The organism is Bradyrhizobium liaoningense, assembly GCF_018130785.1.
Lineage (GTDB): Bacteria > Pseudomonadota > Alphaproteobacteria > Rhizobiales > Xanthobacteraceae > Bradyrhizobium > Bradyrhizobium liaoningense_A.
This window is the reverse complement of the sequence record NZ_JAFCJT010000039.1, coordinates 19599-45101: the sequence shown is the minus strand read 5'-3', so window position 1 is coordinate 45101 and position 25503 is coordinate 19599. Positions and strand designations below refer to the sequence as shown.

Sequence of the window (25503 nt, the reverse complement as noted above, 5' to 3'; positions counted from 1 at the left end):
AAGTGACGTTCACGGTGAATCAGCGCGCCACCGAGTTCTTGCTCCAGCTTGTGAACGGCCTTTGTCAGCGCCGGCTGGGTCACATTGCATTGCTTCGCCGCCCGCGTAAAATTGAGTGTCCTTGCTAGGGCTAGGAAATATCGCACCTGATAAAACTGCAGCTGCATACTCATACTCGAAAGATTTGCCGCGGTTCGGACCGTTCTGGTTTTTTGCCATAGTAGGCACGGGCGATGGCTAAGCGGCTTGTCGCGGAGTTTCCGCGGAAACAGATATTGTGGGCCAGCTCAGAACTGTCGACCCGCGTCTTGCGGATAGTGTTCTTACCGATGCTGTCGCCTATTAACGTCGCCGTTGCGTAGAACATCATAGGCGCGACCAGTTAAGTGTAAGGGTTTGCAGCGGGATCGGCTCGACCATCTTCATCAGACGTTGTTTTCTGCTCACTTAGGATCTCCTGAGGGCTTAGTTCTGGACCGCTGGAATGGGGGCCGCTGCGAGCGCGGCATGCTCACGCTCGTCAGGGAGATTCCCAGCTTCTGCCCAGGCCGCACCATCCCAGCTATAAAGCAGTACCAAGATTTGCAATTATCCTGTCCCACGACTAGGACACCAGCTCAATTCGAGGGTCCGAAACACATGTCCGACCGTCCGAATCTTGCATTGCCTCGATCCGATCTCGATGTGCTGATGGCAACCTTGGATGTCGACGTCATTGGGCTCATTGAGTGTTTGGTCAGTCCAGGTTGGCGCCTATCATTTGGGAGCGCAGTCGCACCGGCTATCCACTACAATCTTTCCGGGACCGGACGAATGGTCGTGAGTGGTTTCTCCGCATTTCCTCTGGTGCCTCACACCCTTGTCATCACACCGGCCAAGAAGCCGTTTCACATCGAGGTCGATGACCCGACAGCGGCCAGGACAGTGAATGTGGTGGACGCGCAATGGGATCCGCGGTTCGGCGAGCGTGTCCAGCGATTCGTCGCCGGGGACGTGGATCCGATGCTCATGCTGATCTGCGGGTACTTTCGCGCCAGTTACGGCTCGTCGATCGACCTCTTTGCAAGCCTTTCCACGCCGATTGTCGAGCGCTTCGAACCCGCCGATGACTTGGGGCCAAAGTTGCAGGCTGCGTTGGCAGAAATCAGCGGCCGGCAGGTTGGAATGCAGGCAATGACGACCGCCATCCTGAAGCAGGTACTCGTCACTCTTCTCCGTCGGAGTCTGAATTCAACCAGCATTTGGCTCGAACGCTTTTCAATCTTACGCGACCGTCAAATCGCTCTTTCGTTCGCCGATATGCTGGCGCGGCCATCGGCCGATCACTCCGTCCTGTCCTTGGCGCAGAAGGCCTGCTTGAGCCGATCCGCATTCATGGCGCGCTTTGTGCGCGCGATGGGATGTTCGCCAATGGTCGCGCTCCGGCGAATACGGATGAAGCGTGCGGCCGATATGCTCGCGGCGAGGACATTTTCAGCTGAGCAGATTGCGCGGGCAGTCGGCTATAGGAGCTACAGCAGCTTTCTCCGCGCCTTTCGTCAAGTGCATGGATACGTTCCGGCGGACTCTGAGGGAGATGGACCGAACTCCGATTGAAGATACGGCGAGGTGCCCGCGGCAGACAAGCCCGCCGCGACGCGATCGGGTCTAAATTACTCATCGCTCGAAAATTAAGGAAAAGACTATTGATATCGCCGCCAGGCCACGATTCAAGGCGCATGTCGTTCACGGACGAATGCGGATGATCGTCTTCCCGCTGATCCGCTTGGTCGGATTGAAAACAGCGATGGCATCATCGAGGGTCGTAATGTTGCCGATGTTCGTCCGCAACCGTCCGTACCGCACCCGCTGGACGATCTTAGTCAGTTTGGCGCGATCGGGCACGAGAACAAAATCGATCGCCGCGGTGCAAGCGTGGGCGGTTGAGCGAGCCGCAGTTGCTCGTCTCAAGCCTGCACCCGGGCTGATCCGGTCATTCTTTAGAGCGCCGAGTGTCGCCTATATTACCGGCTGATGAGTAATAAAGCTGTATACTCTGGTAGAGGCGATGAGCGCAGCGGCGCCCGAGAACACCGAGATCGGATACCAAAAGGTGGGATGGTCGATGACGAACGGTATCAAACCAACGGCGAGGGCAGGCGGCATATGGACTTTAAACATCCGTAAAATAGCAATCGAGCAAAGCATGGTAACCGTCACGCCCAAAAATTCTGTGTGAAAGCCCGTGCTCAAGAGTAAGCCAACGGATGCGGTCAGAAAACATACGAGAGGAAACAATACCGGCCGTGACATCCAGCCAGGAAGGTCCGGGTGACCAAATAACTCATAGGCCACAACGATCAGCGGAGGGAATAACAGGAAGCGCAATCCCGTTGTTTGAGCCACCGCTCCCAGCGCGAAGACGAATGCCGTCAGTGCGAAGATCCAGAACCGATCTCTCGGCGGAGTTTCGGCGGTCTCAATAATCCGGCTCTCCTTGCCCCCCTCAGATAGGTAACTATCGGGATCAAGGCGCTTCCAGAACGTCAACGCAATGGCGAGTACGGCGAGTCCCGCGAGAATGGCGGCGGGGTAACCCCAACTCATCACGCCGAGGGCCATTGGAAGCACACCGGCAGAGATCGCAGCTCCGATGTTCGATCGGAGCAGTTTAATAACAACTAGGCTCAGGAGGGCAACAACAGTTACCGCGAGGCCGCTGTATTCCCAGTGGCGAGTAATCATCACCCCCAGGATCGCGGTGATCGTAGGGGTAGCAATCAGTCTGATTGGTTGGCTTGCCCATTTTCCGCGGGGGCGCGTGAATACATCATACGCTAAAGCGGCCATCTCGGGAAACAGGATAAGAGATATACCCGTGGTATCGACCGCAAGCCCAATTCCTCCCACGAAGGTAACCGCAAGAAATTCGGCAAATAATCTCATTGTGTATTTCACAATAGTCTAATCTTCCGAATTCCTTTGCAGACGAGACGAAAATAGGAACGCGAAACTCGACGTCTAATGACCATCGGTTATTGAATCGATGCCATCGACGCGGTTTACCACGTCGGGCTTGCTGGTCTATTCTGTGCCTGCCTCGCGCGACTGACGCTGAAGAAGGATAACCGTCGGGAAGCGCGAAGGCTTTGAGCCGCGCGTCTGGGTTTCCTGGTCGTAGCGGAGATAGCAGATGCCACCAATCACCAGCTTGCTCACCTTCGCGGCGATTACGCCGGGCGTGGTCCCGACGCCAGGGCCTAACATGGTCTATCTTGTCTCGAGATCGATCTGCCAAGGCGGACCGCCGGCCCGATTTCCCTGGGCGGGTCGCGCTCAGGTTCTAGTCCTCCCTTGCTCGCCGCGGGCGCAATGGACCTCAGGATCAGACGTAGCCGACGAAACTAGAAATTCTCTTTGGACATGCATTCTTTCGGTAGACTGCGGGAGCGTACGCATCGCGTACGGAGGGGGCGCCTCACGCTGATTGCGGCCATCGTATAAAGCCTGCAGATCAGTGGGGACGACGCTTTACCGCTCGCCCAGACCCAACGAGAGAAGGCCTTGCCGACGACGTCCCGGGAGATTGTAGGCGAGCAGTCATCGAGGGTAGCCGCCGCGATGAGTGTGTTGCAATCGGCCTGACCACGCGATGGAGATATCGAATCTCTGAGCGCCTACTTGGCATCGAAACGATAACTGACGGCAATTTGCGAGGTCGTCTCCGGTGTGATGCAATACTCATCGGCTCGCAGACCCCCCCAATGGCACGGTCGCGAGCCGCAATCGGAAGCGAGCGAATTCCCTGCGCGCGAGTTGGCTGTGAGGAGATCGTAAAGTTGAAGCTGAGCTTCACCGCCTACAGTAATCCTGGTAATTTCATGCGTATCGCCGCAAAGCTGCTGCCTTGGCTTTGGGGGTCGACAACCTTCGCCTTCGCGCTCGGTCTATTTGGAGCATTCGCCGCGCCACCCGACTACCAGCAGGGCGAGACGGTGCGCATCATGTACATCCACGTCCCTGCCGCATGGATAGCGATGCTTGCCTACACGTTCATGGTGGCGTCTGCGCTCGGATCCTTAGTTTGGCGTCATCCGCTTGCCGATGCGGCCCAAAAGGCGGCTGCGCCGCTTGGCGCAACTTTCACCTTCATCTGCCTCGTCACAGGCTCCCTTTGGGGCAAACCGATGTGGGGCACATATTGGGTCTGGGACGCCCGGCTCACCTCGATGTTGGTTCTCTTTCTCATCTATCTCGGTCTGATCGCGCTTTGGCAGACGATCGAGGAGCCGAGTAGAGCAGCACGAGCAGTTTCTATCATGACCTTGGTGGGATTCATCAACATCCCGATCGTGAAGTTCTCGGTTGATTGGTGGAACACTCTCCACCAGCCGGCCTCGGTATTTCGAATGGAGGGCTCGGCGATCGCGAGCTCGATGTTGTGGCCGCTAATCGTTATGGGGCTCGCATATACGCTGTTGTTCATGACTCTCCACGTAATGGCGGTCCGTAACGAGATCATGCGACGCCGAGCCCGGCGGCTTAGGGGCACGCTAGCGGCTGCGGGCGAACCCGCGATTGCTCGCATGCTGCCTGCCGAAATGGCGTCCTGAGCAGATCATGGTGCAGCATAGCGGATTCATCACGGCGGCATTTCTGGTGGCGGGCTCCGCCTTGGCCGGGATGATCGCGGCGGTCCTCATCGACTATCGCGTTCAGCTCCGTGCCTTGCGTCGCCTGCTACTTGACCACTCGGATCCACGTGGACGCGTATGAGCAACATCCCAGCCTCGCATTTCCCAGCGAGCCCCGCGGCCCCTCGACGCGCACTGGCCCGCCTGTGCGTGATTATACCGCTTCTGATCTTCTTCGGAATTGCGGTGCTACTGCTAGTGCGGCTTGGCGCGGGAGACCCGTCGCGTGTGCCCTCGGCTCTGATCGGCAAGCCTGCGCCGCACTTTGTGCTGGAGCCACTCGATGGGCTTTCGACGTCCGGTCTACCCGGCTTGTCGAGTGCCGATCTTCAGAGGGGGCACGTGACCATCGTGAACGTGTTCGCGTCGTGGTGCGTCGAGTGCCAGGAAGAACAAGGGGCGTTGATGGCGTTGGCGAACGACCGGGCGCTGCAGCAACAGGGGGTGAAGCTTACCGGCATCGCCTACAAGGACGACCCCAAAAACGCGCTGGCCTATCTGGCCGCCAACGGGAACCCCTTCGCACAGGTCGGCACCGACCGGTCAGGTCGAACGGGGATCGATTTCGGCGTCTATGGCGTCCCCGAGACCTATGTGATCAAGGGCGATGGCACGATCGCCTACAAGCTGATTGGTGGCATCTCCGACGCGAGCCGACCTGCTTTGATGGCCGCAATTGCCGAGGCGGAGCACCCATGACGACTGCCTTGCGAGTTCCCCATCCCAGCGCGACGGATGCCAAAAGGGTTTTTCTAGCCTCGGCGGCGCGGGATTCCGTCCACTTACATTATTCAGGAGTGACCGATCAGACCAAGCAAGCGGCACACTCAGAAGCAGTCCGATTTTCAAGAGCGGCGGATGTCGGACACGTGGCGCGTTGCATAATGGCGACAACGGACGGAGGCTTTGAAACGTGACCTGGGCCGTCTTCGCAATGATGACCTTAGCGGTCGTACTAGCACTGGCCCGGTCGCTCTCTGAGCGGCGCGAGGGCTTTGGCGTTGACGATTCCGACGTTGCCTTCTACCGCGGGCTTCTAGCCGAGGCGAATGATGACGTCCGCTGCGGACTCGTAGCGCCCGAGGATGCCATGTCGACGCGTGCCGAGATCGGGCGCCGACTGCTCGCGTCACTCGACTCCGCGTCGGGGAACCTGCTGCGTGTTTCGCGACGCCGGCGGCCGAGACGCGCTTCCGCGGTCTTGGCGATCGTCCTGGTACTACCGCTCGTCGCGCTCGCGTCGTATCTTAAGGTCGGCGCTCCCAGCCAGCCTGATATGCCGACCGCATCGAGGCGCGCGGGCGGAAACTTCACCCCCGCTGCCGCGATTTCCGAAGTCGAAACGCGTCTCGCGGCTGACCCCGACGATGGCCGCGGATTCCAGGCAATCGCGCCAATTTACCTGCGCATGGGAAGGTTTCAGGACGCTGCGCGTGCGTATAGGGCGGCGCTACGGCTGCTCGGCGAGAATGCGCAGGAGCGCGCGGCTCTTGGGCAGGCCCTGACGATGGCCGCCGACGGCGTTGTGACTGCAGAAGCACGCGCCGCCATTGACCAAGCGCTTGCAGACGATCCAAAGCAGCCCGTAGCGCGATACTTCCATGCGGCCGCAATAGAGCAAGACGGCGACAAAGATCGGGCAAGACAACTCTGGGAGGCGCTGGAGGCGGATACGCCGGCCGGTGCCCCGTGGATGGATGCTGTCCGCGAACATCTGGATGGGCTTTCTGGGGCGACGCAATCAAACGTGGAACCCCGCCACTCCAGCCAAACCCGGGATGACATCGCAGCGCTTTCTCCGGAGCAGCGAAGCGACGCGATCCGAGGGATGGTGGAAGGACTCGCCGAGAAGCTCTCGAAAGACGGCCTGAACCTTCAGGGATGGCTGCAACTGATAAGGTCTTACGTCTTCTTGGGTGAACGTCAGAAGGCCGAGGCGGCAGCTGCAAGCGCGCGTGCCCACCTCGCGGGTGATGCGCAAGCGCTGGCACGCATCGATGAACTTGTTGGGCAGCTTGGTTTGAAGGGATAGATCTTGACTAGAAAGCGCAGGCGCCTCGCGATCATCAGCGCAGCAGGGTTCACTTTGGCCATCGCGGTAGGGCTCATCCTGTTTGCACTGCGCGACAGCGTCGTCTTCTTCTACGGCCCGACCGAGATGGCCGAAGAGGCGCCGGCGCAAGGAACCCGTCTGCGCATCGGCGGCCTGGTGAAGCGTGGCTCACTTACCTATGGTGGATCGTCGACTGTCGTCTTCGCGGTGACCGACCTGAAGCACGACATCAAGGTCAGGTACACTGGATTGCTGCCGGATCTGTTCCGTGAAGGACAGGGCGTCGTGGCCGAGGGTACGGTGGAGGGGCCAGGCCTTTTTCAAGCCGATACCGTGCTCGCCAAACACGACGAGCGATACATGCCGAAGGACGTAGCCGACAAACTCAAGCAACAGGACACTCGGCGCAGCGAGATATCCGCGCGAGCGCAATAACGCCGCCTTCACGAAACATCGCAGCCGATGGGATCGAAAAAGGATGATCGTCGAAACCGGACATTACGCGCTCGCTCTGGCTCTCGCCGTCGCGTTGCTTCAGTCAATTCTGCCGCTCTGGGGAACCCGCAGTCGTGATTCCGGACTCGCTTCCATTGCGGTCCCGGCCGCAATCACTCAGTTCCTATTGTTGGGCTATGCCTTCACGGCACTGACTTACGCCCACGTGGTGTCCGACTTCAGTCTCGTAACAGTCGCCGAGAACTCGCTGACCACCAAACCACTCGTATACAAAATCGCCGGCGTCTGGGGCAATCACGAAGGATCTATGCTGCTTTGGGTTCTTATCCTCGCGACTTTCGGAGCGACAGTGGCGATTCTCGGGCACGGCATGGCGAGCGAACTTCGCGCCAATACGTTAGCGGTCCAAGGCTGGATATCCCTTGCCTTCCTCTGCTTCATCCTGTTCACGTCCGATCCCTTCATGCGGCGGTTTCCGGCGCCCATCGAAGGTCAGGACCTCAATCCGCTGCTTCAAGACCCGGGCCTTGCGATTCATCCGCCGCTTCTTTACCTCGGTTATGTCGGTTCTTCGATCGTGTTCTCGTTCGCGGTGGCGGCGCTGATCAGCGGCAGGCTGGACGCCGCTTGGGCGCGCTACGTTCGGCCTTGGGTACTGATTGCCTGGATCTTTCTGACGCTTGGTATCGCCATGGGCTCATACTGGGCCTATTACACCCTAGGCTGGGGCGGGTTCTGGTTCTGGGATCCGGTCGAGAACGCATCGCTCATGCCCTGGCTTGCGGGTACGGCGCTCCTGCATTCGGCTGCCGTCATGGAGAAGCGCGAAGCCCTCAAGATCTGGACGCTGTTCCTGGCGATAGTTACGTTTTCACTATCGTTGCTGGGCACCTTCCTGGTGCGCTCAGGGGTGCTGACTTCCGTCCACTCCTTCGCCAGCGACCCGGCGCGCGGCGTCTTCATCCTGGTCATCCTGACGGTGTTCATCGGCGGGTCCCTTGCGCTTTATGCTTGGCGCGCGCCTTCCCTGAGCCAGCGTGGTCTGTTCGCGCCCGTGTCACGTGAGAGCGCGCTCGCAGTCAACAACGTGCTGCTTGCCGCCTGCTGCGCTACGGTGCTGACCGGCACGCTCTACCCCCTCGCGCTCGAGGCCCTGACCGGGCACAAGATCTCGGTCGGCGCACCGTTTTTCAATTTGACGCTCGGTCCGCTCCTGGCGCTGATCGTTCTGCTGATGCCGCTTGGTCAGTCGCTCGCCTGGAAGCGTGGCGACCTCCTCGGCGCGGCGCAACGGGTGACGGTCGCAGCCTTGGGAGGCCTCGTGGCAGCCCTCTTGCTCGTCGCTGTCGTCCGAGGCGGCCCCGTCCTCGCCGCGGTCGGCCTTGGACTCGCGGTTTACCTCATCGTGGGTTCGTTCACCGATGTGGCATCGCGTATCTGGGCGCGTAGGCAGCCCGCTCGGGTGATGCTGGCCCGAGCAGTAGGGCTACCGCGCTCAGCCTGGGGTGCTGCGATCGCTCACGCAGGCCTCGGCCTAGCACTCATGGGCTTGGCGGCGACCGGTTGGGGCGTGGAGCGGATCGCGACCGTCAAGCTGGGCCAGGCGATCAATCTAGGCCCCTATCAAGCCACCGTCGAGAATCTTCGATCGCAACAGGGCCCGAACTATTCTGAAGTCCTGGCCCATACGGTCATCAGCAGGGGCGGCGCGGCCGTGGCCACCGTCGAGCCCGCCAAGCGCACCTTTCCTGCACGACAGATCACTGTCACCGAGGCAGGCATCGTGACGCTGGGGTTTGGCCAGATCTACATTTCGCTCGGGGAGCAGCACGCCGATGGTTCGATCGATGCACGCATGTTCTGGAAACCGCTGGTGACGGCCATCTGGATCGGCGCCGTCATCATGGCGTTCGGAGGAATCGTGTCGTTGTCCGATAGACGCCTCAGAATCGGCTTCGCACGCCGCGCGGCGCGCGTCCGTGCCGCCGCCAACCCCGCAGCGCCGCAGCCCGCCGAATGATTTCGCTTCGTGGCATTCTTCTGCTTTCGATCTTGCTTGCGGGCCTCGCGCCGAGCTTGGCAAGGGCAGTACAGCCAGACGAGGTCCTGTCCGACCCGAAACTTGAGGCACGCGCGCGGGCCATTTCCGACGGGCTGCGCTGCCTCGTCTGTCAAAACCAGTCGATCGACGATTCCAAAGCAGAGTTCGCGCGAGATCTCCGGCTGCTGGTGCGCGAACGCCTTAATCTCGGCGAGAGCGACGAGCAGGTCCGCGCCTTTCTGGTGAATCGTTATGGGAACTTCATCCTGCTGAAACCACCATTCGAGTGGGAAACCGCCCTCCTATGGGGAATGCCGGCTTTGGTGCTCGCAGCGGGCGGCATTGCGCTCCTGTTCGGGTTGCGCCGCCTGCAGTCCACGCCGATAGCGCCCTTGAGCCAAGCCGAGCGGGATCGGCTCGCGGCGGTGTTAGACTCAGATACTTCGCCATAGGCATTTCGTGACGGTCAAGCCGTCTTAGTTTCGGAGGCGTGCGGAGTCATTCAGCGGCGGTGATCCACGAAGCAAACCTTTTTCGCTGCAGGCGCTCGTCATTCTCCCGCTCCGCGAAGTGCTGCGGCTGCGGCGATTGGGGCGAGGGCGACGGATGCTAGTCCGAGCGCGCAGAGGACCAGAAAGGGCGTCAGAAAGGGCACTGTGCCGCTCTGCGCCGCGGAGACACCGAAGATCAGCACCGGTACGGTTAGTGGCACGACGAGGATCGACAGCAAAAGACCGCCGCGCCGCATCGTGACGGTAAGGGCTGCACCGATTGCTCCCAGAAAAGTCAAAGTCGGCGTACCAACCAGCAACGTTGCTGCCACGGACCCGAGCGCCGGCCCGTCCAAGTTCAACATCAGGCCAAACAAAGGCGAGAGCATCACGAGGGGCAGCCCCGTGACAAACCAGTGGGCTACGCACTTCACCAGAACAACGAGTTCCAGGGGCGCCGGCGATAGCAACATCTGGTCCACTGAACCGTCCTCGTGATCCGCCTGGAACAGACGGTCAAGGCCCAATAGACTCGCGAGGAGCGCCGCTATCCACAGAATGGCTGGACCGATGCGCGACAGCAAGCGCAGGTCAGGTCCGATCGCGAAAGGCACGATCGTCACGAGACTGAGGAAAAAGACCAGGCCGAGAACTCCGCCTCCGCCGATGCGGCGCGCCAGCATGAGGTCGCGAAGAAAAACAACAAGGAGAGTACGGATCATAGCCCACGTCCGGCGTCGCCATCGTGCCGAGACCGCACCCGAGAAACCGGAAGAGGGGCGAGACCTCTACTCTCCCGAGCTCGACGCTTACGAGCATGCCGGCCGCGCCCCAACAGGACGATCCTCACCTCGCGCCCAGCCTGACTTGGATTGTCCCTGGTAGACCGAGTGGTTCGTGGGTCGCGGCGAGCATCAATCCTCCGCTGCCGAGATGGTCGGCGACAATAGGCTTCAGCAAGGCGCGTGCGTGCCGGTCGAGCGCGGTTAGCGGCTCGTCGAGCAGCCATAGAGGGCGATCGGCAATCAAGAGCCGTGCCAATGCGACACGGCGACGTTGCCCCGCGGAAAGATACCCGACAGGCAGATCGAGAACGTGGGCTAACTCCATACGGTCCAGCGCCTCTAACGGGGTTAGCCGACTTCGTCCCAAAATTCCCACGCCGATCTCGAGGTTTTCGCGGGCGGTCAATGCCGATTTCAGCCCATCGAGATGGCCCACGTAGTGGAGGCGCTCCGTCAGTGGCGCTGAATCCGTGGCTTCGGATTCGGCCCATGACATGCGGCCGGATCTCAGTGGCAAGAACCCGGCGATCGCGCGCAAAAGTGTGGATTTGCCCACGCCATTGGGACCGGTCACTTCGGCGATTTCGCCCGAGTCCAGTCGCAAAGAGACCCCGCCAAACACCACGCGCTCGCCGCGCGCGACGGATAGATCTTCGATCAGGAGATGGCGCCGCTGCGTGACATCCATTGTCATTTCCGGTTACCCGTTGTCTCGTTCTGGTTGTTTTCGAACACCCGGTTGGACGGCTTATCGAAATGAACGATTCTGGATCAGCGTGTTTGAGCGACAGTCGCGGTCGTTGGGGAGAACCGCCCAAGAGGATGAGGAAGTTCAGTTCTTCGGGGGGGCCCACTATTTCAAGCCATCATCATGATCGGGAGCCGCTTTGCCGACGCGACAGCAAACATCATCCCGCTCGCTGCCTGCTTACGAGGGGCTGACCGTTTTACTGAAGGCCGCATGCAAACTGGCCTGGTGATAGAAGAACTGGATTGGGCCGCATCACATCTTTAATCCGGAAGCGTGTCGAAAAGGGGTGGCTATGCTCTCAAACGTCTTTCTTTGAAAGGGCCATCAACCTGCCTGCCTCAGCCGCAACCCGGGACACCCATTCGGGCCATATTCCGGGGAAGGCGGTTGCGATGCGGACCAACCCCAGTACGGCTCTCAGGCAAGGGAGAGGGCGTCCCAGGTCTCAGCGAGCGCGGCTGTGAGTTCCGCTATGTGGGTATCCCCATGATATGGCGACGGCGTGATGCGCAGACGCTCCGTCCCGCGCGGAACGGTCGGATAATTGATCGGCTGGATATAGATGGCGTGGCGCTTCAGAAGGCGATCGGCTGCCGCCTTGCACAATTCCGCATCGCCGACAATTACAGGTACGATGTGGGTTTCGGTCGGGAGGATCGGAAGTCCGGCGGCTCGGAGCGCCCGTTTCGTTGCGGCGGCTTGCCGCTGGTGTGCCTCGCGCTCGGTAGACGAGTGCTTCAGGTAACGAACGGACGCACGGGCTGCGGCAGCAATTGGCGGAGGGAGTGCCGTCGTGAAGATGAACCCGGGCGCGAAGCTGCGCACCGCGTCGCAGATCGATCGTGACGCCGAAATATAGCCGCCAATACAGCCGAATCCCTTGGCGAGGGTGCCCTCGATCACGGTCACGCGCTGCATCACGCCGTCACGCTCGCTGATTCCGCCCCCGCGAGGTCCGTAGAGACCGACCGCGTGCACCTCATCGAGGTATGTCATCGCGCCATACCGGTCCGCAAGGTCGCAGATAGCGCTGATCGGGGCCACATCGCCGTCCATCGAGTATACGGACTCGAACACGACAAGCTTGGGGCGGTCTCCTGCCTCGCGCAGCAACGTCTCAAGGTGACCAAGATCGTTGTGGCGGAAAATCCGCTTTTCGCAACCTGACTGACGGATGCCTTCGATGATCGAGTTGTGGTTGAAGGCATCAGATAAGATCAAGCAGTCCGGGATCAGCTTACCGATCGTCGAGATGCCGGCCTGGTTCGATATGTAGCCGGAGGTGAAGACGAGGCTTGCTTCCTTGCCATGTAGATCAGCAAGCTCACCCTCTAAATCAACCAAGGGCGAATTGTTTCCGGCGATGTTGCGTGTTCCACCCGCTCCAGCGCCACAGCGGTGTGCCGTTGCTGTCAGCGCGCTCACGACCTCCGGATGTTGTCCCATGCCGAGATAGTCATTCGAGCACCAAACCGTGATTTCTGTAACCGTTCCGTCAGACCGGCGCCATTTGGCGGCTGGGAAACGGCCGGAGATGCGTTCGATGTCGGTGAAGACGCGATAACGCTGCTCCTTGTGCAGTTGCTTAAGAGAATCGTGGAAATGACGTTCGTACGCTTCGGCCGCACAGCTGTTGTCGTCCGTAGCAATCGTCCCGTTGGCCGATGTCAACTCTCTTTGCCCCGGCACTATATCCGTCCAAAAATGTCTACTACCGACGCTTCCGTGCGTCGGATGCCTTGCTTGCCACTTTGTCGATATGTCCAGATCGTCCATCTCAATCTTCCTGACCGTCGCTCGACTGTAGCTCACTACGCAGAGCACTTCGCGCCTGTCTCAGTTATAATTTGCAAAACCCTCGGTTATGGTCGGACGCAGCCGCCTGAGGCAGCTCACATATGGCCTACGTCTGGGTCCGTTTCCGGAAACCTACGCCCGTTTCGGTGTAACTATTAGCAATCAGATTTTAAGGAACGAGGGCGAACTGTCGCTTGAGATTGGCGGGATCGAGCGGTCGCGGCGAAGCGCGTCGCTTAAGAACTCGTTGCGAGCGAATCGCTTTTTTGTCACGGCCTCGGCTTCAAAGGCTTGAATGGTGCACACGGCGTGCCCAGTCACAAACGTCATCGTGAGACACCCGCCGGATCAGCAAGATTGGCGATGGTTCGTCGCCGCGGCGACGCGGCGTCACGACTTCCCATTCCAGATTGTAGTCGACTATCCTGGCGGCGACGCCGAGCGCGTCGATCGCGTGCAGATAAGCGCACTCCCCGGGCTTGCCGAAATCGTGCTCGCCCTCGATCTGGATGTGGTCGAGCGGTGGGGCAACTCGAAACGCTCGATTTTGGCGCGCTGCATGTCGGCCGCGCCGTTGGTGACTAGCGCGAGCTTGACACCGAGCGCCTTCACCGGTCGACCTTCTCATGCGCGCCGGGAAGGCAACACTTCATCCTCGCGGTAGGTGGTGAAGCGGCGGCGAGATCGTCGGGCAGGGCGCGATGACCTCTTGCGGCGAGCGCTGCGAAGCCGTCTTTCACCGTCAGTCGCCACGCCTCGCCGAGCCTGAGCCGCCAGGCCGCCTCCGCATTGGCCTAGTAGTTTCGAGCAAACGCCAGCTCCGGTGGCAGCGGTGCAAGCCCGGATGCGAACTCGGTTGCGATCGTGCTCCGGGTGATCTCGGGACGGCCATAGCGCGACAGGATGGTGTTATCCATGTCGATTAGCATGGCGCGGGGGAGGTGCTTTGCGGTCATGGCCATTTCACTTCCGGCGGCAACGACGACAAGATCGAATCCACATTGCCGCCGGTCTTCAGCCCGAAGATTGTGCCGCGGTCGTAGAACAGGTTGAACTCGACATAACGCCCGCGCCGGATCAATTGCTCCTCGCGATCCTGTGCGGTCCAGGCATCAGCGAAATTGCGCCGTACCAGTTTCAGATAGACCTTCAGGAGGGCGCGGCCGACTTCTTTGGTGAAAGCGAGGTCAGCTTCCCAGTCCCCGCTGTCATGCCAGTCATAGAAGATTCCGCCGATGCCACGGGCCTCTTTGCGGTGCGGTAGATAGAAATACTCGTCGCACCATTTCTTGTACTTGTCGTAGTCGGCGACGCCGTTCGGACCGCTGCAGGCCTCCTGCATCGCGGCGTGGAAGGCGATCGTGTCCGCGTCCTGTTGCGTGCGCCGCCGGTCGAGCGCGGGCGTAAGGTCGGCACCGCCGCCGAACCAGGTCTTCGTCGTGACGACGAATCGCGTGTTCATATGCACCGCGGGTACGTTCGGATTGCGCATATGCGCGATCAGCGAGATGCCGGACGCCCAGAATCGCGGATCGTCCGCCGTGCCCGGGATCTGCGCGCGAAACTCGGGGGCGAACTCGCCATGAACGGTCGAGCAGTGCACGCCGACCTTCTCGAACAGGCGGCCGCACATCATCGACATCACGCCGCCGCCGCCCGCCGCGCCTGAGTGGTCAGTGCGCTGCCAGGGCGTACTGACGAAGCGGCCGGCCGTACCCGAATAGAGCTCTTGCGGCGCGTCATCCTCGAGCCGCTCGAAGCTTGCGCAGATGTCGTCGCGCAGCGATTCAAACCAGCTCCGCGTTCGTGCCTTGCGCTCCTCGATCAGCGTCACATCCATGGTCGACATTCCAATAGTCTCGCCATTAGCCGTGCGGACCACGATAGGTGCGGCTCGCGTTGCAACTGTCGTGATGGATGCTGGCGCGGGTCAGCCCGCCGAGATGCGCAGGGCGTTCCCAGACGAAACGCGAGAGGTCTTTCAGCGTCGGGGTGCCCAGCGCCTCGATCTTGTTGAGGTCGAGCGTCAGCCGCTCGACTTCGATCGCATGCTGGAGGAGGTCGAAATCGGCCACCATGCAGGTCAAGGGATCCGGCATGCCGCGGAACTCGGATTGGAAGAAATGGCCGTGGATCTCTCCTTGGCGCGCCAGAGGGCGTTCTCGACAGCGTATGGGCCGCCTTGAAGCAGAATGATTTCGTCAATTTCCACATCTTGTGAATGTCATTCCGATCTAGTGCCGCGAGTCTTGTTTGTGCGTAACATTGGTGTTGCCTCTTCGTGAGGACGCTGCCGGAAAACTGGACTGGCCGTTTTCGAATGATCGGTTGCCAATTTGCAACTAAGAAAGTCAATGGCCCCATCCGCAGATCGCAAGGATACCGGCGCATCAGTGAATACCGGAAATGGCATTCACGCCGGCAATCCCTAAGTCAGTGCGCATGCGCTGCGAGGGCCAGAGGCGTCCCGTGATCAAACATCGATAGTTAGAGAGAACGTCATTCCAGGCGGGTATTGATTTCATGATCCTTCGTTGCTTTTGCATCAAGGCACCCACGTCTAATCTAACCTGTGCGCAGTTAGCGAGACCACCTGCTGCACGAATGCCTTCGTTGCCTTGTTCGGCGACACACAGCTGGTCAGAGGAGAGAGATCATGAGACGTACAGTACTCGCACTTTCCGCCGTCCTCGGCGCTAGCGCTTTGGCAACTGCAGTCTTCGCGCAGCAACCGCAGCTTCCACCACCCGACGATTGGCATGCCACCGGTCGCTATCTTCCTGAATACACAAAAGATGGAGACCTCATTCTGCCGAAGAACTTTCACGAATGGGTCTATGTTGGTTCGCCGCTAACGCCCAATTTTCTAAACCCTCCCCAGGCAAACTTCCCTGAATTTCATAACGTATATATCGAACCTGGCTCCTACGAGATCTACAAGAAAACGGGCGAATTTCCCGAAGGAACGATCTTCGTGAAGGAGCTGCAGCTCATGTTGCCCGCGACTGAAAAGGACGGTTCGAGAGCCGAGCCATCGGGGCACGGATTCTTCCCCGGTCCCTTCAACGGGGCGGATGTGACTGTCAAGGACTCCAAGAGATATCAGGCCACCAATGGCTGGGGCTACTACAACTTCAACCACCATGAGCCCAAGGCGGCGACTGCCAAAGTTCGACCGATCGAGGAATGCGCCTACTGCCACATCGCGAGCGCGAAACGAGATGACGTATGGACGCAGTTCTACGTATTGCTCGACCAGGTACCGGTACCGCCAGGTCCGTCTAAGAAAAAATGAGGAAACTTGCGATGAAATTCCTCGGAAGTGCGGCCGTAGCGTCCGCATCGTTCATCGTCGTGATCGTCGGGTGTCTTGTCTCGCAGTCCGCAAATAGCCAGCCCGCTGCTACGCAAGAACAACTCGTTGATGCGGCGGGCAACATGCATATCCCGAAGAACTATCGAGCCACTTACGAATTCCTCGGGAGCTGGTCCGTTGCAGGTGACAAGGGGGCCAAAGAGATGCACGTCGTCTACGCGTCGCCAGGATCTGTCGCTGACTATCGCACCACCGGCAAGTTCTCCGATGGTTCGATACTCGTGAAGGAAGTCTACGACGCGGCCACTTCGGATATGACGACTGGAACGGTCAGCCATCAAGACCTTCTCAAAGGCTGGTTCATGATGGTGAAGGACAGTAAGAACAGCCACCCCGATAATAAGCTATGGGGGAACGGTTGGGCTTGGTCGTGGTTCGACGCGAATAACCCGGTGAAAACGACCTCAACGAACTTTCGATCAGATTGTCTAGGCTGCCACATCCCTGCCAAGGAGACAGACTGGATCTATGTGCAAGGCTATCCCGTACTGAAGAAGTAACGGGCAGTGCGTTACGGCTAGGGACGCGCCCGACGACCAGGCGTGTCCCTAGTGATCGATAGCCAACTTCGTTTGAATGTTACCGGTCGCGGGTAAGGCGGGATGCGGAAGAAAGGGTAGAGTCATGAAGTCTGGCAGAAAGCTCGACAGACGTGTTTGTGGTTCAATGATGATCCTTGCGGCGGCGTTTTTGGCACCACAAGGAAGCCTGGCGGCCGATCCAGCTGCCGGAAAAAAAATCACAAAGCTATTTCTTGAGTCGGGCCAAGTGGACCTCGAACGAGAAGTGGTGACGCTGCCGCTCCGTCGTGGGCGTCTTTCTTCGGGAGAAGCCGTTTGGTTCGTGCTTACAGACGTAAGTAATTTTGATACTTCGAAAAAGATGGGGCTCACATGGGCGCCTAGTCTCACGAACGCCAAAGACCTGACGAGCACACGGGTTGCGGAAATGGACGACTCGGGCAATTTCACGTTCAAATCGGGCCGGGTTGATTTCTCGCCGTCCCAAAGCTTGGTAGGCGGAGAAGCGCCCAAATTTTTTCCTCCTAAAACGGCCCGAGCCGGGTCTGTCGGGGATGCGCACTACAGCCCATTGGTTCGTGTGACGAACAAGGAGGACATTGTCTTCAATGCCCCGGTCATCGCGTTCAATGTCGGGCCCGAGAAAATCTCATTCTGCAACGGCAGTCCTGATTATTCTGTCGTGACCGACTCCGTGGCAAGCATCTGTCCTCATAAGGGCACCGTTGACTTGAAACTGCGGTTTGGCTTCGCGGACGGTAAACACCTGCGTTATCTTAGTTTTGACGCCAACTCCGAGGAGTCAGCGACGCTGGAGTCGTCCACTTTTGCGCCAGCGGAAAGCGACATTCTTCAGAGCGGCGCGACCGAGGTGATCTATACGATTGTGAACGGCAAGATGGGTGTGAAAGATCCGGACCGCCAGGGGATCGAGAGCGCCCTCAACGGAGAGGGGCCCTCACTCGACATCCTCGCGCACTTCACGGAGATCAGCGCCGGATACTCTCCGATGTGGGATGTGCGATTGGCCGAGTGGACCAAGGAGGCTATCTCGAAGGATCAACGGAAACTGATTACTGACGGTGACGATCTCGAAGCCAAAAGTGCGTCAGGCTTACTGGTGAGCCCTGCGGGGGGGGCAGTGAAGACGACGGGGAACCTGGTGAATTGTCCGGTCGTAGGATTCACCAATGAATAATCTCCTGGCCACACAATTGCGCTTCCCTTGTTCATGGGGGGCGCAATCGGTGTCTCGGCCACTGACGCTCCGCTCCCACGTTGATGCGAGTTTGATGAGCACCCGCTCGGGCCCGACGCCTCTCAGTCTGTAGGCGTCGATGATCTGGTCAGCCCTCGCGATCGATGCTGCGACATTGAAGGACAGGTTGGGGTACTACAAGGCCGAGCGACTCGGCCGCCGCAGGGGCGCATCGTGTAGCCTATAGCGTTGAAGAGCGCTTCCGGGCTGTCTGCAGAGTATCCTCGATGATTGAGGGCTTTGAGGTTCGCGCGCCGTCCTGCGAGCGCCGTTGGTCTCCGTCCGGCGACCTCGGATATTGGCGGCTCACTTGCCAATGCTAGAGCTTCGAAGTCCGCGCGTCGGCGTCAATTGCAGACCGTGCTTCGTTCGTCGGTCCAGGATGTCTGCAGTGGTTCTCGCCCACGCGGCTTCGCGGAGATAGGACGCTTCATCGTTGATAGAGATCGCCGCCGAAATGCTGCTCGAGATCGGCGCGGCCGCTTACAGGCCCCAGCAGATCCCGCGCACACGTTCCATAGAGCCGGCGTAGTGAACCCGCAGCGAGTTCGGAAGCCCAGCATGTCGCGCTGCAAACGTGCTACGAAATCGACGAACGTGCTGCCGATCTCCGCCGAGCAGCGGCGCGCCCGCGTTGCGGGCCGAAATGTTGCCCGACGCACTCTGATTGAGACCCGACGAGTTCATCCATCGGCACTTGGCGATGATCGCTTCACGCAATTGTCGTGCCTTGCCACGGTTCGGAGGGCGGCTGGCCTTATGTGCAGCACAGAGGCGGGTCGCCCGGATTCCTTAAGATGCTCGACGACACGAAGCTCGGCTTCGCAGACTTCGGGGGCAACAGACACTACATCAGCGTCGACAATGTCGGCGTCAAACGACCGTGCCGCACTCATGCTGATGGACTACCCGAGCCGCCGCCGTCTCAAGATCTACGCGCACGCGGAATTGAGAGAGCCGAAGGAGGACGGGTGACATAATCCTTCACGGAATGACAATGCGTCGCCGCGTCTTGGTACAGCGCACGCGCGCTTATCTCGGCGGCGAGGTCGCAATCGATAACTTCCTTGACGTTATGACCGATCTGCAAGGGGTCGAGCATCTGCATTTGTGAAGGCCTTCGAGGAAGATTACTCGGTCGGTGATGCGGTCAGCGTACTGCATCTCCTCGATCGTCTCTTTGCGCCAGACCTTGGCCATGTCCGAGAGGTCCCAGTTGGCCAGCAGCCGGTAGTGCAGCCAGTACTGGTTGACGGCGGTGAGCTCGTGACGCAGTCCCTTGCTAAGATGCTCGATGACTTTGGGGGCGCCTTTGCGGATGAACTCCAACGCTTGAGGGACGCTGCTGAAGAAGAAACAAGCAAGCAGGCATCCCGGGCACGAAACCGAGAGGCACCTATCCAGCAAATCTAGGGAAACTAGGGCGCTGCGGGCGCGACTTTGAGCTCATCCAGGACCCCGCGATGCGGGCAGCCAGCCTGACAATCTAGTGCACATTTCCCGCACGCCTCGTTGATCATCGTCTTGATGGTGCGCGCGCAGCGGCCGCATTCGGCGCTGCAGCCAAGGCAATCATAGATCTGCTTGGCGTTGCGTAGCGTGTCATCGGCCGTGTTCACGGCATGGCGAACATCGTGGTCGCTGAGGACATTGCAGGAACAGACGATCATGAAACGCGAAAATGAGCTTCAGTGAGGCGGTGTAATCGATATGGGACAGCGCCAGGCGCGTTGGAGGCTCCGGACAAGGCGGAGATGATTGAGTGGGGCACTCTATGGGAAGTCAGCTTTGACTTTGATTCATGGAGATCAACAGAAATCTGTATGATCACTCGCGACGACCGCTAGCCGCAGAGCCGACGGAGGACAGGGAACGCCGTTCCGTGCCGGCCAAAGATTGACGCTCTCGGTTAGCGTAGATGACACATCTGGAATCTGTCGACCTTGAGTAGCAGCCACCACTGCGTTCCGGGTATTATTGAAGGCCTCCTCGATCCCCTTCGAAGAATCGATCTGCGTAAGTAGAGCAGTCATCAGCTGACTATGCATTTCATCCGGTTCTTCGACGACTTGGCCAGGCGCTGCTGAGCTGATGATCAGCGCGTTCTCACTCGTTTGAATGGGTGCAAGTCCGTGTGAATAAGCCCTGAAACGTCGCTCGTAAGGATTGCGGCGCGAGGCCTCAATGACTGCGGCCCTGACGCGTACGCCAGAAGTCTGGAGTTGCGAAAGGAGACGGTCAATGCTTACGCCTTGTCGACGGACATCGTTTTCACTCCAGATCTTCGCATCGACCGGGATCAAATAATTTTGTCCGTCGGATTGTATGCCGAAGCCTCCAAAATAGACTAATGCAATTGAGTGCAAATGTGCTCTTGCCCTTAGATGATCGATTGCGAGGGTCATGTCGAGGCGCGTCGCATTGTCAATGGCGTCGACCAAAAAGCCGTCCTTGCGAAGAGCACTTGTCAAACTTTCCGCATCACGTGTCACTTGGGGAAGAGGGGAGCCGGCATCGGGATAGGCTGAATTGCCAATTACCAGAGCTAGCCGATTAGTATCGAGTGGTGCGGATTCACCCGGCCGGCTGGGCGCGCTCATGGGTCGAGGCTTCTCCAACCGCATTATCTTGTCGAGACCGGGCGAGAACAAGCCGAGCAGGACTACAGCGCCGAGTAGCATTTTGGGAACGGTCATTTCATTATAGTCTCCAGTGCAACGAGGAAATGCTGCTCTCCGGTAGGATGGCTTGGCGGCGCCAGCATCCGCGCCACGGTCGCACCGGCTTGCCGCCGTTGCGTCCTTCAGTTGCGCCGCGCCGTCCAGTAGCCTGAGCATCGCGCCGGTCCCGAGTGACCGCTCCAGGTCCCCTGACCGGACGTCGCGAACAACTTGCCCGCACCCGTGGCATATTTGTCTTGGACTGTCACGGAAGCGCGAACCGCGCCGGATTTTTCGACGTGACCTCGAAATCTCACGAGATTGGGATGCGTTACAATTCCGTTGGTCACATCGACAGTAAAGCTATAACTGGAATCGCAGGTTCCTCTTTGCGTCACGAAGACGAGGTCCCAAGAGCCGTCGTAGGCAGAGCGTCCGTATGCTGCTGGCCCAAAGACAATGAAGCAGCTCGACGCTGCAATAAGAAGGGAACGTTTTGTCACGGTAGTTCTCCTAACTAGTTGAAGTGCACATCCAGCGGGCGATGCCCCTTGCCGAATCCGTCGAAAAAGACCCGAGAATGACATGCGTATGACCGAAGAACGCTAAAATCTCTCAAGTACATGTTGGCTAGCGGCGACTTGAGGGAGCCGCAAGCCGCGAAGCTTTGGCGTCACCACCAGTCATAAGAGAAATCGGGACGGTAATAGGCGGGATAGCTCGAATATGATTTATGGATCGGATAGCCCAAGTACGAATTATAGGTGGGATAGCCCCGGTACATATTATAGGTGGGATAGTCCCAGTACGGAGGGTACGGATAATGCCGTCGCACCCGATAGCGCACGTCCGTCGTCACGGCTGGTACTGCCGCCTTGATCGACGTGCCATTGATCGGCGTGGCAGACGATGCGGCCGTCGCGGCCACCGCGCTAGGAACAGCAATTGCGAGCGCGATCGCCAGGCTGGCGACTTCAACCTTCATGATAGCTCCGTTCGCGTTAAACCACCCGAAGATGATGCCCTTGCAGCGCCGGCCAGGGAAATCACCTCTCGCCATAGAGTCGATAGACGATCATTATTGCCGTCGCGCCGCGTGATGCTGCAGTGAGAAATGCCACCAGCCGCATCCGCAGAGACTGGCTGGAATCTGGAAATTGTGATGCGCGTCGCCGCCGCTCGGCTGCCTTCGCTGGAGATCGCCGCCAGGTCGGCGGCGTGTCCGAGGTCTCCGGCAATCTCATGCCCGGCATCAAAGCGGCTTGTTCGATTTCGGCGACGTTTCTTCGTCTCGCGATTGAGCTGCGATATCGGGAAACAAGCCGAGGTTAGCTTTGGCATGGGTCGGTGACGCGTAACTGCCGAAAGCGAAAGTGGAAGAGCGCGTTGCCATTGGAGCATCATAGTAAAGAGTCGACGGTCCATCGATTCGAGCCGGCGAAGCCCAGAAACAGGGCGCAGCACAGCGCGGCGAACACGGAGTAGTCGAATGGCGACTTGATCCCAAACGAAATCGCCATGGCTGAACCAAACAGGAGGAGCAGGCCCGCGCTGCCGAAAGCCGCCCATCGCACCGCGAGTCCGAGTACCAGCGTAACGCCAAATAGAAATTCCAGAACCGTCGCGGTCGCGCCGAGAAAGGGGATCATCCATGCTGGCGCGAACGAATTGACCTTGGCCGCGTAGCCCAGAAACCGTTCGAATGTTCCCCAGGAAACTCCGCGCTCGCCCGGATTGCCGTAGAACCCGAGCCGGTCGCTGACCGACAATAGGAAGGAGATCCCGAGCGCCGCGCGGCTTCCCAGCGAAAGAAGATCGAGGGCAAGAGATGCTCGTTGCTCGGCGGATCGCAGCTTGAGGATGGGTTGGCCAGTGCGCACGACGCTGTGAAGCGGTCCGGACGACATCTTTCTAAGCGTGCGCCATGCCATCGGCGTTACTCAACGAAATCTGCGACAGTGGTACCGATTGATCGCAGCACAGGACGAAAGTTTCCAATAGCCGGCGCGTATAGTTTCCATAGCGGCGCGGAATGGCGCGCTGAAGAGGCGAACTGCAAAGTGTTGGACGGCCACCCCCAAGCGATTCAGATTTAATCCGGTCCACCTCACATCGGGACTAAACAACTAGCTGCGGTGACTCGGCTTGTCTCCGTGCGCCGATGCCTAATCGTCGGGCCGATCGCCGTTTTCGAACAGGATTCGTTCGGCCGCGCCCGCAAGATCGTCATATTGGCCGCTTTGCAGCGACCACATAAACGCGCCTAGTGCAACGGCACCGAGCGCGAGCGCAACGGGAATCAGGAAGAAGTAACCCGTCATCGGGCTTTCTCCGTCGCGAGCGTCTGCGCGGATATATCGAAAGCCGGCGGGCCCGAGTGCGGCTCCTTCCACGAGCGCCAGCCATGCAGCCGCAGGGCATTGGCGATCACCAGCAGTGACGAGGCTGACATCGTAACCGCCGCCACCAATGGTGTCACATGGCCAAGGATCGCGACGGGTACTGCAATGGCATTGTAGCCGACGGCGAGGATGAGATTTTGGCGCACGAGTCTCTGCGTATCGCGCGCAATTGCAATGGCTTGCGGTACCGCCAGCAGGCTCTCGCGCAGAAAGACGAGATCGGCGGCATTGCGTCCGACATCGGCGGCGGTGGCCGGAGCCATGGAGGCATGGGCAGCGACGAGGGCCGGCGTATCGTTGAGGCCGTCACCGACCATCAGCACGCGCTGTCCCGCTTCCGACAGGTCGACGATGTGTTTCGTTTTGTCAGCGGGGGAGACGCCCGCACGATAGGGAAGCCCGAGATCAGATGCGAGATGGCGCACCGGTTCGTCGCGATCGCCGGACATGATCTCGACGCGGCATCCTTGATTGGAAATGGCGAGCACGGCCTCGCGGACATCCGGGCGAAGATCGCTGTCGAATTGGAAGGTCGCGCGCAGTTGCCCGTTCTCGGAGAGTACAACGCCGGCTGCGCTTGACTGTTTGGCTCCATCCGTCAGCGCCCAGTCGGCCCGGCCGAGCCTGTAGATCGTCTTGCCGATGGTGGCCTGCATTCCGGAGCCCGGCTGCTCTGAAATATCGTTCAGTGCCGCCGGCGTGATAGTGTTGTCGCGTCGTGCGGCGGCGAGCGCACGGGAGTAAGGATGGCGTGAATGGGTCGCGATGGATGCGGCGATCGCAATCGCTGCTGGATTGATGGCTTTGCGATTGATGAGCCGCAGGCGATCCATGGTCAGCGTTCCGGTCTTGTCGAAAATCACGGTGTCGACTTCCGCGAAGCGCTCCAGCGCGCCGCCGTCCTTGACCATCACACCGCTTTCGAACAGACGCCGCGCGGCGACGATCTGTACCATAGGTACGGCAAGGCCGAGCGCGCAAGGGCAAGTGATGATCAGCACCGCGACGGCAATGGTGGCCGCGCGATGCAGGTCGCCTTCCACAATCATCCAGCCGATGAACGTCAACAGCGTCGTGAGATGCACGACCGGCGCATAGAGCCGCGAGGCGCGGTCCGCGACACGCCGGTAGACCGAGCGCCCAGCTTCGGCCGCTTCCATCATTCGCACCATTTCGGCGAGGAATGAATCCTTCGAGGCAGCCGTGGCGACGATGATAAGGGGGGCGGTTAAGTTCAGCGTTCCCGCGGACAGCATCGTGCCCGGTGAGACCGGTTGCGGCAGGCTCTCGCCGGACACCAGCGCGCAGTCAATCTCGGATTGTCCTGTTTCGACCCGGGCATCGACCGGCACGCGTTCGCCCGCCGCCAGCAGGATGTGCATATTCGGCTGGATCTCGTTCACCGGCAGATAGGCATGCGTGCTGTCGTCCTGCACGACAAGTGCGCCGCGGGAGGACAGGCGGGCCAGTCCTCGGACGGCGGTTCGTGCGCGCTCGCGCATCATGTGATCGAGCGTGCGGCCGATCAGCAGGAAGAACAGCAGCGAGGTCGCCGCGTCGAAATAGGCGTGTGATTCGTGATTGAACGTTTCGTAAAGGCTCATGCCAAAGGCAAGCAGCACGCCGATGGAAACGGGAACGTCCATGTTGGTATGGCCATGGCGCAGAGCGCGCCAAGCGGAAGAAAAGAATACGCGGCCCGAATAGATCAGCGCTGGAAAGGCGATCAGCGCGGAGATCCAGTGAAAGATGTCGCGGGTTGGAGCTTCCGCACCGGACCATATCGACACCGACAGCAGCATGATGTTGCTGCCCGCGAAGCCAGCCACGGCGAGCGCGCGGATCAACTCTTTCAGCGTCTCGTCCGTCTGGTCCGGGCCGGCATCGTGAAGATGTGCGTCGTAGCCGATCTTGCTGAGTGTCTCGATGAATGGTGAGGGCGGCTTGTCGGCCTGCCAGCGGATCGCGACGCGCTTGGTGGAGAGATTGACGCGCGCCTTTTCTACACCGGGAAGCGCGCCGAGCGCGGCTTCGACTTTCTGGATGCAGCCGCCGCAGTGAATGCCCGGCACCGAGAGATCGGTCTGGCGAAAACCGTCGCCGACAAAGCGGCTCGCGAGCAGAACTTCCTCATTCGCGGTGTGAGGATCAGACGTGGCAAGAGCCAGCTCAGCGCCAGGCGCGCAACAACTCATCGGCACTCCGTTTCTGCACGCCGCCGGCAATCCGCCGGCGGTTG

General features: G+C 59.7%; 24 protein-coding genes, 6 pseudogenes and 1 riboswitch. Of the genes and pseudogenes, 13 read left to right on the top strand and 17 right to left on the bottom strand.

Going from position 1 to position 25503, the window contains the following annotated elements; all coding sequences use genetic code 11:
• Window positions 1–167: LysR family transcriptional regulator (locus tag JQ627_RS37515; RefSeq protein WP_212489354.1), on the bottom strand; the 167-nt coding region annotated here is incomplete at its 3' end.
• Between the two features lie 472 nt (window positions 168–639).
• On the opposite strand from JQ627_RS37515, the gene JQ627_RS37510 reads away from it, so the two are divergent.
• On the top strand, window positions 640–1596 hold the full coding sequence (locus JQ627_RS37510; RefSeq protein ID WP_212489346.1) for an AraC family transcriptional regulator: 957 nt from the start codon (window positions 640–642) through the stop codon (window positions 1594–1596).
• Between the two features lie 129 nt (window positions 1597–1725).
• Here JQ627_RS37510 and JQ627_RS37505 read toward each other — a convergent pair.
• Together JQ627_RS37505 and JQ627_RS37500 are read right to left on the bottom strand one after the other, a co-directional pair.
• Window positions 1726–1902: pseudogene (locus JQ627_RS37505) on the bottom strand (NADP-dependent oxidoreductase); the annotation flags it as partial.
• Window positions 1903–1998: 96 nt separating this feature from the next.
• Window positions 1999–2925, bottom strand: coding sequence for a hypothetical protein (locus tag JQ627_RS37500; protein ID WP_212489345.1), 927 nt, complete (start codon window positions 2923–2925; stop codon window positions 1999–2001).
• Between the two features lie 148 nt (window positions 2926–3073).
• Window positions 3074–3154: riboswitch (ZMP/ZTP riboswitch) on the top strand.
• Window positions 3155–3172: 18 nt separating this feature from the next.
• Between JQ627_RS37500 and JQ627_RS39485 the strand changes: the two are divergent.
• From JQ627_RS39485 to JQ627_RS37465, 8 genes and pseudogenes are all read left to right on the top strand, one after another.
• Window positions 3173–3321: pseudogene (locus tag JQ627_RS39485) on the top strand (LysE family translocator); the annotation flags it as partial.
• 539 nt (window positions 3322–3860) lie between these two features.
• Window positions 3861–4592: a heme ABC transporter permease gene (locus tag JQ627_RS37490; RefSeq protein ID WP_249143721.1), complete on the top strand. Its 732-nt coding sequence runs from the start codon at window positions 3861–3863 to the stop codon at window positions 4590–4592.
• Between the two features lie 7 nt (window positions 4593–4599).
• A complete protein-coding gene (gene ccmD, locus JQ627_RS39570; protein WP_283817170.1) occupies window positions 4600–4755 on the top strand; it encodes a heme exporter protein CcmD in 156 nt (51 codons plus the stop codon).
• The gene (locus JQ627_RS37485) at window positions 4752–5372 is read left to right on the top strand and encodes a DsbE family thiol:disulfide interchange protein (RefSeq protein ID WP_212489342.1); all 621 of its coding nucleotides are present in this window, start codon (window positions 4752–4754) and stop codon (window positions 5370–5372) included. The genes ccmD and JQ627_RS37485 overlap by 4 nt, the downstream gene beginning before the upstream one ends.
• Before the next feature lie 214 nt (window positions 5373–5586).
• Window positions 5587–6705, top strand: coding sequence for a c-type cytochrome biogenesis protein CcmI (ccmI, locus tag JQ627_RS37480; protein ID WP_312015857.1), 1119 nt, complete (start codon window positions 5587–5589; stop codon window positions 6703–6705).
• A gap of 3 nt (window positions 6706–6708) precedes the next feature.
• Window positions 6709–7161, top strand: coding sequence for a cytochrome c maturation protein CcmE (ccmE, locus tag JQ627_RS37475; RefSeq protein ID WP_212489341.1), 453 nt, complete (start codon window positions 6709–6711; stop codon window positions 7159–7161).
• Between the two features lie 43 nt (window positions 7162–7204).
• On the top strand, window positions 7205–9202 hold the full coding sequence (locus JQ627_RS37470; RefSeq protein ID WP_212489340.1) for a heme lyase CcmF/NrfE family subunit: 1998 nt from the start codon (window positions 7205–7207) through the stop codon (window positions 9200–9202).
• Window positions 9199–9675 (top strand): cytochrome c-type biogenesis protein, encoded by a 477-nt coding sequence (locus tag JQ627_RS37465; protein WP_212489339.1) that lies wholly within the window; start codon window positions 9199–9201, stop codon window positions 9673–9675. The genes JQ627_RS37470 and JQ627_RS37465 overlap by 4 nt, the downstream gene beginning before the upstream one ends.
• 98 nt (window positions 9676–9773) lie before the next feature.
• Here the strand turns inward: JQ627_RS37465 and ccmB are convergent, their stop codons facing one another.
• The 6 genes and pseudogenes from ccmB to JQ627_RS37435 form a co-directional block, all read right to left on the bottom strand.
• Window positions 9774–10436 carry a heme exporter protein CcmB gene (gene ccmB / locus JQ627_RS37460; RefSeq protein WP_212489338.1) on the bottom strand — a complete coding sequence of 221 codons (663 nt, stop codon included), beginning with the start codon at window positions 10434–10436 and terminating at the stop codon, window positions 9774–9776.
• Between the two features lie 124 nt (window positions 10437–10560).
• Window positions 10561–11187 carry a heme ABC exporter ATP-binding protein CcmA gene (gene ccmA / locus JQ627_RS37455; RefSeq protein WP_212489337.1) on the bottom strand — a complete coding sequence of 209 codons (627 nt, stop codon included), beginning with the start codon at window positions 11185–11187 and terminating at the stop codon, window positions 10561–10563.
• 480 nt (window positions 11188–11667) lie between these two features.
• Complete coding sequence (gene hemA, locus JQ627_RS37450; protein WP_212489336.1) at window positions 11668–13026, bottom strand: 5-aminolevulinate synthase; 1359 nt, start codon at window positions 13024–13026, stop codon at window positions 11668–11670.
• Window positions 13027–13420: 394 nt separating this feature from the next.
• Window positions 13421–14009: pseudogene (locus JQ627_RS37445) on the bottom strand (HAD family hydrolase); the annotation flags it as partial.
• A complete protein-coding gene (gene hemF, locus JQ627_RS37440; protein ID WP_212489352.1) occupies window positions 14000–14887 on the bottom strand; it encodes an oxygen-dependent coproporphyrinogen oxidase in 888 nt (295 codons plus the stop codon). The pseudogene JQ627_RS37445 and the gene hemF, both read right to left, overlap by 10 nt.
• Before the next feature lie 25 nt (window positions 14888–14912).
• Window positions 14913–15146, bottom strand: a complete 234-nt coding sequence (locus JQ627_RS37435; protein WP_409363843.1) for a hypothetical protein — start codon at window positions 15144–15146, stop codon at window positions 14913–14915.
• A gap of 557 nt (window positions 15147–15703) precedes the next feature.
• Between JQ627_RS37435 and JQ627_RS37430 the strand changes: the two genes are divergently transcribed.
• From JQ627_RS37430 to JQ627_RS37420, 3 genes are all read left to right on the top strand, one after another.
• Entirely contained in the window at window positions 15704–16342 is a 639-nt protein-coding gene (locus tag JQ627_RS37430) for a cytochrome P460 family protein (RefSeq protein ID WP_212102326.1), read from the top strand.
• A gap of 11 nt (window positions 16343–16353) precedes the next feature.
• Entirely contained in the window at window positions 16354–16923 is a 570-nt protein-coding gene (locus JQ627_RS37425) for a cytochrome P460 family protein (RefSeq protein WP_212489335.1), read from the top strand.
• Between the two features lie 124 nt (window positions 16924–17047).
• On the top strand, window positions 17048–18142 hold the full coding sequence (locus JQ627_RS37420; RefSeq protein WP_249143719.1) for a hypothetical protein: 1095 nt from the start codon (window positions 17048–17050) through the stop codon (window positions 18140–18142).
• Window positions 18143–18838: 696 nt separating this feature from the next.
• On the opposite strand, the pseudogene JQ627_RS39475 reads toward JQ627_RS37420, so the two are convergent.
• A pseudogene (locus JQ627_RS39475) lies at window positions 18839–18922 on the bottom strand (class II aldolase); the annotation flags it as partial.
• Between the two features lie 20 nt (window positions 18923–18942).
• On the opposite strand from JQ627_RS39475, the pseudogene JQ627_RS39470 reads away from it, so the two are divergent.
• Window positions 18943–19150, top strand: a pseudogene (locus tag JQ627_RS39470) (pyridoxamine 5'-phosphate oxidase family protein); the annotation flags it as partial.
• A gap of 19 nt (window positions 19151–19169) precedes the next feature.
• Here JQ627_RS39470 and JQ627_RS37415 read toward each other — a convergent pair.
• The 7 genes and pseudogenes from JQ627_RS37415 to JQ627_RS37385 all read right to left on the bottom strand — a co-directional run.
• Window positions 19170–19522, bottom strand: a pseudogene (locus JQ627_RS37415) (bacterioferritin); the annotation flags it as partial.
• Between the two features lie 98 nt (window positions 19523–19620).
• Complete coding sequence (locus JQ627_RS37410) at window positions 19621–19872, bottom strand: bacterioferritin-associated ferredoxin (protein WP_212489334.1); 252 nt, start codon at window positions 19870–19872, stop codon at window positions 19621–19623.
• A gap of 138 nt (window positions 19873–20010) precedes the next feature.
• A complete protein-coding gene (locus JQ627_RS37405; RefSeq protein WP_212489333.1) occupies window positions 20011–20898 on the bottom strand; it encodes a caspase family protein in 888 nt (295 codons plus the stop codon).
• A gap of 637 nt (window positions 20899–21535) precedes the next feature.
• Window positions 21536–21847, bottom strand: coding sequence for a hypothetical protein (locus JQ627_RS37400; protein WP_212489332.1), 312 nt, complete (start codon window positions 21845–21847; stop codon window positions 21536–21538).
• A 415-nt stretch (window positions 21848–22262) separates the two neighbouring features.
• Complete coding sequence (locus JQ627_RS37395) at window positions 22263–22793, bottom strand: hypothetical protein (RefSeq protein WP_212489331.1); 531 nt, start codon at window positions 22791–22793, stop codon at window positions 22263–22265.
• Window positions 22794–23027: 234 nt separating this feature from the next.
• On the bottom strand, window positions 23028–23183 hold the full coding sequence (gene ccoS, locus JQ627_RS37390) for a cbb3-type cytochrome oxidase assembly protein CcoS (RefSeq protein ID WP_212489330.1): 156 nt from the start codon (window positions 23181–23183) through the stop codon (window positions 23028–23030).
• Window positions 23180–25459, bottom strand: a complete 2280-nt coding sequence (locus JQ627_RS37385) for a cation-translocating P-type ATPase (RefSeq protein ID WP_212489350.1) — start codon at window positions 25457–25459, stop codon at window positions 23180–23182. Before JQ627_RS37385 ends, ccoS begins: the two co-directional genes overlap by 4 nt.
• Between the last annotated feature and the right edge of the window lie 44 nt (window positions 25460–25503).